The organism is Algoriphagus pacificus (assembly GCF_017254845.1).
Classification (GTDB): Bacteria; Bacteroidota; Bacteroidia; order Cytophagales; family Cyclobacteriaceae; genus Algoriphagus; species Algoriphagus pacificus.
In genome coordinates, this window is record NZ_JAFKCU010000006.1 from 229,137 (window position 1) to 238,191 (window position 9,055).

A 9,055-nucleotide genomic window follows, 5' to 3' on the forward strand; every position below is an offset into this window, starting at 1 on the left:
TCTTTGAATATTTGAAATTATTTTTGAAATAGGTTTATGTTAGCACCTACAAACTCATTTCTGGTTTCAGCAACCAACAAACACTGGTAATTGCCTTTGGGCAGATCTGAAATATCTATCTTAAAATCTCTGCATACTCCTGGGAACACAAGATTTCTGTCAGTATCCAGAACTTTTACTTTCTGCCCTAATACATCATAAACCTCCAAAGTGAGCTTAACTCCCTCTATGAAGGAACCTTGATTTCTAATTTTTACGCCCAAAACCTTCGCCTCCGATTGTTCATCAAACTGGACATTTTCAAAGTCAAGATTTGACTCATTGAACCCATTTACGTTAGTCAATAGTGCTACCGCATACTGTATCTTTGTATTTAGTCCAATACTACTATTGATAACTTCTTCTTTAATTGGGTTTTCTACACTTACCATTATCACACTCCAGAAAGATCCTTTGAGACTAGTATCCACAGGGATTTTAATTTTAAATTTATGTACATACCTCTCATTTGGCATAAGCACCCTTTCGTTTACTGCATTATCAACCCAATCGCTTGAAGATTGTGGATGCGGATCTTTTTCTGTAAAAAATCTTGACTTTTCACATGATAATATTGCTTCGTTAATCACAAATTTCACTCGCTGCTCAACGTCAGAACCATTTATTAATATAATCTCACCTTCAATTACATCACCAGAAATACCATTGTAAATATGAGTTAGGCCATTGATGATAGTTACCGATGCTAAAACATTGCAGACTAAAAAGACAAACAACATAAATGTTAGGGCTATTCTTTTCATTTTGATTCGAGTTTATTTCAATTGATATATTTCAAATGTGGAAAATTATCGACCTATTTTTCTTTAAGAATCGTCGAAATGCATACTTATTACGATGAATAGAAAAAATGTTTCTTTTAAAAAAAATATGAAAGACATAGATTAAAAAAATACATCTTATTAGAAGATTCAAATTTCAATATTGAATCTATAGTAATAACATTAGAAGTCAATGAATTTCTTTGCTGCTTAAACAGAGCAATAACAACCGAAGCCACAACAGTATTTGTTAAACCTAAAAATAAAACTAACTGAGAATAGAAAAATAAAGCATTTTAAAATGCATATTAAATGAGATTAAAAAAAATTCATTATATAAAACAACATAAAAACCCCTTCAAATTATCATCTTATTCCAACAAACAATTTAGTAATTATGCGCGATTAGAAATTCCACCATTCTACTCTAAATCAATCACATAAATTAAAAAAAAAACATAACATCACTTTTAAAATTTACTTTAGAACACTCCTACCTTAAAGATACACTTTCCATTTTCTCCAAACTAAGCGGCTTTACTATGTAATCTAAAACACTTGAATATGATTTTGCCCGGATCACATCATTTTCATCCAATGATGAGGAAAGCATATATATATTTATTTTCGAAGTTATTTCAGGATTTAACTTATCAAATCGACATAAAAACCCCCAACCATCAATTTCCGGCATATTGATATCCAAGAAAAGTGTAATTTCTTCGCAATTCAATATTTCATATTCAATAAACTGTAGAGCTAGTTCCGCATTTAAAAAGCTATGAACAATTGCCTCCGGGAAAGCTTTCTTAATAACCAATTTGGACAATAAGTTATTTACTGGATCATCATCTACTGTTATGAACATAATATCATTTTTCATCTTTAAAATATTTTTTTTTCAATCCTTTTATTCAGGCAATTGTATGGTAAAGCAAGTTCCTTCATCAACTATACTATCCACCTTTATTTCTCCGCCAAGTGCTAATACCTGAGAGTAGACCATATACAATCCCATACCACGTCCTTCAACATGGGTATGAAAGCGCTTATATAACTTGAATACATTCTCTCCGTGCTGTTTTAGATCGATTCCAATACCATTATCTTGAAATTCGAGAAACACGCTTCCTTTATTAATGGAAGATTTGATTGATATTTTTGGAGATACTCCAGTACGGGAATATTTAATGCTATTCCCTATAAGATTTATGAATATGCTCAAAAGATAGGCTTTAATACCTCTAACTTTCTGGGCTTGATCGAACTGTAATTCTATTTCTATAGAAGTCTGAGTGCTCGAAAGATTAAAGCTTCTAAAGGCTTCTTCCACAATCTGCCTAAGATCAATTACAGTTTCACCCTCATTATTGTCCCTCATCTTTAAAATGGTATTCAGATCGGATACCACCTGATCCAGATTACAGGATGATTGCTGTAGACCATCAAGTGTAGACTTGAAGATTTCGTCTTGTGGGCTTAATTCGGATATGAGTTGCGAAAGACCTAGAATATTAGCTAAAGGTGCTCTCAGGTTGTGGGAAATTATATAAGCAAATTGTTCGAGAGATTTATTTCGCTGAAGCAAACGCCTGTTCATTGCTTCCTTTTCAATCATCCATTGCTTCTCAACAGTGACATCATCAATGGCAATGGTAAGCCCCAAAATCTCCTCGTTTTTGTTAAAAACTGGAGAAACTTTTATTTTCATCCAGATCTCTTCACAGTTTTTTAAATCAAATTTGACCTCATGCTTTATAGAATTTTTAGTATTCAAAACCCACTCAAGTGCAACCTTCGTGTTTTTCTTACCGAAAGAGCCTATCATTTCATAAAGAAGAGAGTCATAAGACAATTCCAAATCAAATAGTAACCGGGAAAATTGATCTGCTCTCTGATTAAAACTAATGATTTTACATTCTTCACTAATTAGTATATAGGCCGTCTCTGAATTTTCAAGAATATTCTTAAGCTTTGATTGCGAACTTTGTAATTCTAATAATTGTATTTTCTTCTCTGTGAGATCTTGAGTAATTCCTATCAGGCTAATTACTTTTCCCTTATCAAAAATAAATTCACCTCTTTGCTGCACATATTTAACCGCTCCTGATTTACTTATTATTCGATGCCCAAGGCTAAAAGATTTTTTCAAAACTAAACTTTCTGCCATCGCACCAACTACTTCATCCAAGTCCTCAGGATGTACTAGTTTAAAGAAAACTTTGGAACTTGGCTTTATTTCATTAGGCTCGTAACCATAGATCCTATAAACTTGATTTGACCATTGCAAGGAATCATCAATGTATTCACCATCTAAATCATAGGCTAATTCCCAGGAACCTGTTTGTGCCATGTTTTGTAAAGCAGCCATTCTTTCAGACTCCTTCATAGCCACAATTTCTTCCCTATTTGGTCTTTCTGGGGTCTTTATTAGTTTACGATGTTGATAAGCTGTTCTATCAAATGAATTCAATCCTGCACCAATCATATAAAAATCATGATCTTTTGTTGATTCATCATCTTCTCTTTGGGATCCAAAATGATATAACTGTTTCATAGAATGGTGGTATAAATTTTATGCTTCAAATTTGCTTAGATATGACTAAAAAAAAGGCCTTCTATCGGCCGCTGTCAGTTTTCATTCGATGAATAGCAAATAAATGGCTATTATCACTATATGTTCAATTCTTTACCAGTAAAAACTGAGCATATCCAATCTTTACTTTTCTCTAAGGGTTTGATGTTAAAAATAAAAAAGACCCTGATTTAAAATAAAATCAGGGTCTCTCATACATCTTTAATCCAGCCTCTTAAATATCCGACAAGGTATATCTGATAGTAGCATTGTAAACACCAGCTTTATAACCTGCGAAGTTACCGTTTTGCTCCAAAGTATAGGTTAACTTGACTCCATAGTTTTGATCTCCTGTATAAACACTTTCTATACTATTTACCAAAAGTGCATTAGTACCAATAGCTGTTGTTGCTCCAAGAGCCACACCACCAGGCGTGATCGATCCAGCAGAATCAGCTGTACCACCATTAGCTATAATTAGAGGAACTTCCGGAGTAATTCTTAAATCAAGATTCGATGGAAATGTACTTCCTGGTTCAAACATCACATCAATTTGTCTAGTAACATCAAAACCAGAGCCCAGTATACCTGTTACACTGGTGTAATTCAAGAAAAGATTTCCGTAACTAATATCCTGAAAAGCATATAAACCTGCTTCTCCATTCACACCTGCCAAAGTAACATTAGTCATATCCATCATAATGGCTCCTGCTTCAAAACCAGTGTTTGCATCGAAAATATCCAAAAGTGCAACTTCCGGGACATTTACATCTAGCTGATGAGAAGCTATGTTAGTATCATTGTTGTCTTGAGCGAAAGCTGCTTGGGCAAACACGGTCAAGACTGCCGCGAACAAAAGATTTGTCTTTTTCATAATTATTGTTGTTTAAATTTCAAATGGTTTTTTATAGTTTAAAATTTTAATTAAACATACAAGACCGAAGCATTACAATTAATGAGTTGAAGATCAACAGTAATAAAGCTTCGATGAATGGAATAATTCCGACTTTAAATAATTATGGTGTGCTATGAACTTTAGGATTTCAAATCCAAAATATTTGTAAAAAAAAAGGTGTCCTTACCAAAAAAGACACCTAATTAAAAGGAAAGCTTTAATTAAAGTAGATTCAGCTTCCTCATTAATTCACTACGTTTAGACTTGCTAATTGGCACTACATTTTTCTCAATTAAAATAGTATTATCCTGTATATCAATTATTTTGCTTAAGTTAACAATATAGGATCTATGAACTTGAAAGAAAGGTTCAGCTGGAAGCTTTTCACTTATTTTCTTTAAGGTAGAATGAACCTTGTAAATCTTGTCACTCGTTTTTATTTTGATATAATCTCCTTCTGACTCAATTAGATTAATAGTATCAGTATCTATTTTAATAAGTGTCCTATCTATATTGATAAATAAATTCTTGGTAGTAGTAGTAGTAGTCAACAGATGCACGTGAGAATCAATTTGTTTTTGACTTATGAAAGTCTCAACCTTCTTGAGAGCTTTTGAAAACCTTTCTCTAGTAATTGGCTTCACCAAGTAATCCATAACGCTTTCATACTCAAAGGCCTGTATTGCAAAATCCTTATCTGATGTGGTTAGAACAATCTTTGGAGGGTTCTTTAAAGTTTGTATGAAATCAAATCCAGAAAATCCAGGCATATGGATATCAAGTAAAATCAGGTCAACATCGTTTTTATTAAGGAATTTAATTGCCTCGATTGCATTTTCAAATGTATCGATCAGATCAAGGTCATTTATTTCTGAACATAATTGATCCAGAATTATTCTGGAAGTTTCTTCATCATCTATAATTATACATGTCATTATTTCTCAGTATTTATGCTGTCCAAAAACATTGTCATAATTCTCAATAAACTTTCAAAGTTACCTAATAATGCATCACTGCCTTCCCTTAACTCATCTTCAAATTTGGCTGTAAGTGCATACCCCTCTTCCATTCCCAACAGACTTACCTTATGCTTGATTTTATGCACAAATAAGACAGCATTTTCGATATCTCCTTTATTCAATGATTCACGAAAACTACTAATTTCTAAACGGAGCTCTCGCTTAACCACTTCAAGTACCTTATTCTCAAATGCCTCACTCCCATTAGCTAACTGTTTAATATACTGTAAGTTAGGCCTCATATTAAGATTTTTTTAGTACGAATAAATATTTTATTGTTGTGTAATTATAATTCATTTACAAGAAATTGTTTTAACTAATTGAATTTATGAACGATACATCTTAAAATCCTGTCAATGAATAGGTCAATTCACCAGTATATCCATCGGGCAATAGAAAATTCTTATAATAGTAAATAAGGCAAAAAGTCGATAAATCCAAAATCAAATCCCTGATTCAAAACAATTAAATGCAACACTAAAGGCTTAAGGAAGGAATTCTAGTCTTCCTTCCTCAAGCTGAAGAATTTACATCAGAACTAGGATAAATAGCTTATTCAGAAAACTTATTAAAGAAAGATTTGCTCTCTAACCCTGTTTTCCAATTTGGTGTTAGACCGAACTGAATCCTATCTAGTAAGCCTTGCTGTAGCTTCTGAAAATTTCGAATTTGCAATCAGCGATTCTACATATGGCTTTAGATCCTCAACCAATAGTTACTCATCCCTTTCTAACTTGGTTTACCACTATTCAGCCTCTTCTAAATATCCTATTTTAGAATATTCCTAAGTTAACCTCCTCTGTGTTTCAGGCTCGTTTGATTCATTCAAACTTTTCAAAAACTTCTAAACTCCTGAAGAGAAATTAAGATTTTGACTCAGATTTACCCACTCTAAATAATTCTTATAAACCAAAGGCTTACAGCTCAGAAAGCAAAATAACGGAAAGTCTGCAACGAAAACTATTCTTTTTATCAACTATTTAATTTTTAAAAGAATCTTGGAGAAATCAATTGCATACGCTTAGGCGGAAACAAGAAAGCTATAGAAATATCATGAGTAGTAAAATTCTTTACTGAAAATCTAGAAATTGTATGATCATAGGCATAGCCCAAGCGCAGACCTTCTTGAAGTTGAATCTGAACCATTCCAAGAAGTGCTGTCGATTTCTTCAGACCTTCTTGGATATCCCTATTTGGCATATCAACACCAAACCGGAATCCCGCACCAAACCAAAAGGTATCATTCAGAATCAAAGAGGCATTAACATCCATTCTAGCAGGTGCCTTGAAATCATCCATGTACATGATGGAAGGAACTAAGGAAAAATTATAGTTGAGATCAAAATGATACCCTGCAGACAAGTAAACATGAGGACTTGTGTCAATCATTATATCTCCTTTATCAAAATCAACTACGGAAGAAAGCATTTGGTCAGCAGCTATACCTACGAAATAACGTTCGTCATATAGGAACATCCCCAACTTTAAATCTGGATAAGTAATTCTATCTTTTGAAAATGGAATCGATGGATCGTTATCGATATTAGGATTCAACATGGAGCCATCTAGTTGAGAATTAACGATACCTGCACCTACACCAAAACTTAGGAATCTTGTATTACTCAGCCGAAGATGGTATGAAATATTTCCATAAGCACTTACTGTTTTTTGTGCACCCAACTTATCAGTAAGAAAATAACCTCCGACACCCAACTGAGCATCTTCGATATATTTATCCCCTGACACCCCAAAGGTTTCCGGGCTTCCTGTCACACCCGTCCACTGCTTTCTGTAATAGGACTGCAAATAAAGCTGCTGTTTATATCCTGTATAGGCAGGGTTTATAAAAACAGGATTGAAAATGTATTGACTGAACTGAAGCTTCTGTTGAGAATTGACATTGAAAATTGTCAAACAAAACAACATTACATTTAGGAATAATATCTTTAAAATTTTCATCGCTTTATTTAATAATAGTTACATATCCTGTCAGTGTTTTTTCTGTTCCTTCGAAGTCTCTTATTTTCAATTGATAGAAATAAGTGCCTCCATTCAGGTTGGAACCATTCCAATTATTTTGATAATTAGTAGCCTTAAATACTTCCACTCCCCATCTGTTGACAATTAGTAGTTGGTTTGTAGGGAATATTTCATTCAAGCCTTCTATAATCCAGAAATCATTGATTCCGTCACCATTCGGAGTAAATACATTTGGCACTTCAAATTCCAATTGACTATGGCGAGCACTGCTAGAGTTGTTGCTCATATCAACTTCAGGGTTAGAAGATTCCACATAAGCAGTGTTGGTTATTTCACCCTCTTTGTCTGCTCTGAAAAGTAAGGAGAACGACTCCATACTATTTGGCTTCATAGAATCTACTGCCCAAGAAAGTAAACGATTAGACTCTTCATAGCTGATAGCCCCTTGTCCCTGACTCATCCTGATGAATGTTACACCGTCTGGTAAGGTATCCCTTACTATTACTTCGAATGCATCAAAATCTGAGTTGTTTCTAACAGTTATTTTGTATTCAAACTCATCACCTAGTCTCACAATTGAAGAAGAAACATCCTTAGAAATTTGAAGATCAACTGGACTCAATGGAGCGAGTATCACTACTTCTTCGGATTCAAAGCTTAATTCTTGCTTGAGGTTACTTCCAAAGACGTAAACCGAATTAATTATTGGGCCCTTTTCGGATAAAACGATCAACTTCAACTTTATATCTAGTGAATCTCCCACTGTCAAGGAATCGATTTCCCAAATCACCTTTAAATCCAATATCTCCCCATCAAGGTTTGCATCTACAGCCATAGTGCCTTCTGGGAGAGAATCGACAACTATTAGATTATAAGCAATAGTATCTCCCAAATTCTTAATCCTTATAATATAATCGATCATTCCTCCGATCTCCACCGTTCTTGTGTCAGACCACTTAGTTACAGAAATTATAGTTTCCTTTTCTCCAGACACTGTATTCACCGTCACGGTAATGATTCCTGAATCACTCAAGCCGTTCTCATCAGTCACTTCATAAGGGATGGCAAAACTTGTCGGACCGCTGTAGTCTACAGGAACGGAGATGTTTACCGTTCCGTCCAAGTCTATCGTTACCGTCACTCCGGCCGGAACTCCACTGAGATCAGGGGTGATTTCTACGATATCTCCACTGCCCGGAGTGATCGGCAATGTGCCTACGAAAGGAGTGCCCGGTGTTACCGTGAAACTCACGTCATCTACAGTTGAGCTTTGGTTCACGCTTACTGTAATGATCCCTGAATCACTCAAGCCATTTTCATCCGTTACTTCATAAGGGATGGTAAAACTTGTCGGACCTGTGTATCCCGCTGGAACATCAATACTTACCGTGCCGTCCAAGTCTATCGTCACCGTTACTCCGGCTGGTACGCCGCTTAGATCAGGGGTGATTTCTACGATATCTCCACTGCCTGGAGTGATTGGCAATGTGCCTACGAAAGGAGTACCTGGGGTAACTGCGAAACTTACGTCACTCGCTGTAGGAGCTCCATTCACGTTCACACTTACTGTAATGATCCCTGAATCACTCAAGCCATTTTCATCCGTTACTTCATAAGAGATGGTAAAACTTGTCGGATCTGTGTATCCCGCTGGAACATCAATACTTACCGTGCCGTCCAAGGCAATGCTCACCGTTACTCCAGCTGGTACGCCGCTTAGATCAGGGGTGATTTCTACGATATCTCCACTGCCCGGAGTGATCGG

At 35.1% G+C, this 9,055-nt stretch carries 8 protein-coding genes; all 8 read right to left on the minus strand.

From position 1 onward, the window contains the following. Positions 1-17: 17 nt before the first annotated feature. Positions 18-803, minus strand: coding sequence for a hypothetical protein (locus tag J0A69_RS19795; protein ID WP_206588356.1), 786 nt, complete (start codon positions 801-803; stop codon positions 18-20). Positions 804-1,314: 511 nt separating this feature from the next. Beyond that, a complete protein-coding gene (locus tag J0A69_RS19800; protein ID WP_206588357.1) occupies positions 1,315-1,704 on the minus strand; it encodes a response regulator in 390 nt (129 codons plus the stop codon). 27 nt (positions 1,705-1,731) lie between these two features. Continuing rightward, positions 1,732-3,378, minus strand: coding sequence for a sensor histidine kinase (locus tag J0A69_RS19805; protein WP_206588358.1), 1,647 nt, complete (start codon positions 3,376-3,378; stop codon positions 1,732-1,734). Positions 3,379-3,631: 253 nt separating this feature from the next. Next, positions 3,632-4,270 (minus strand): hypothetical protein, encoded by a 639-nt coding sequence (locus J0A69_RS19810; protein WP_206588359.1) that lies wholly within the window; start codon positions 4,268-4,270, stop codon positions 3,632-3,634. A 242-nt stretch (positions 4,271-4,512) separates the two neighbouring features. Next, positions 4,513-5,226 (minus strand): LytR/AlgR family response regulator transcription factor, encoded by a 714-nt coding sequence (locus J0A69_RS19815; protein WP_206588360.1) that lies wholly within the window; start codon positions 5,224-5,226, stop codon positions 4,513-4,515. Beyond that, the gene (locus J0A69_RS19820) at positions 5,226-5,552 is read right to left on the minus strand and encodes an Hpt domain-containing protein (protein WP_206588361.1); all 327 of its coding nucleotides are present in this window, start codon (positions 5,550-5,552) and stop codon (positions 5,226-5,228) included. Before J0A69_RS19820 ends, J0A69_RS19815 begins: the two co-directional genes overlap by 1 nt. Before the next feature lie 745 nt (positions 5,553-6,297). Then, a complete protein-coding gene (locus tag J0A69_RS19825; protein ID WP_206588362.1) occupies positions 6,298-7,269 on the minus strand; it encodes a PorP/SprF family type IX secretion system membrane protein in 972 nt (323 codons plus the stop codon). Between the two features lie 4 nt (positions 7,270-7,273). Continuing rightward, on the minus strand, positions 7,274-9,055 hold a 1,782-nt coding region (locus tag J0A69_RS19830; protein ID WP_206588363.1), incomplete at its 5' end, for a T9SS type B sorting domain-containing protein.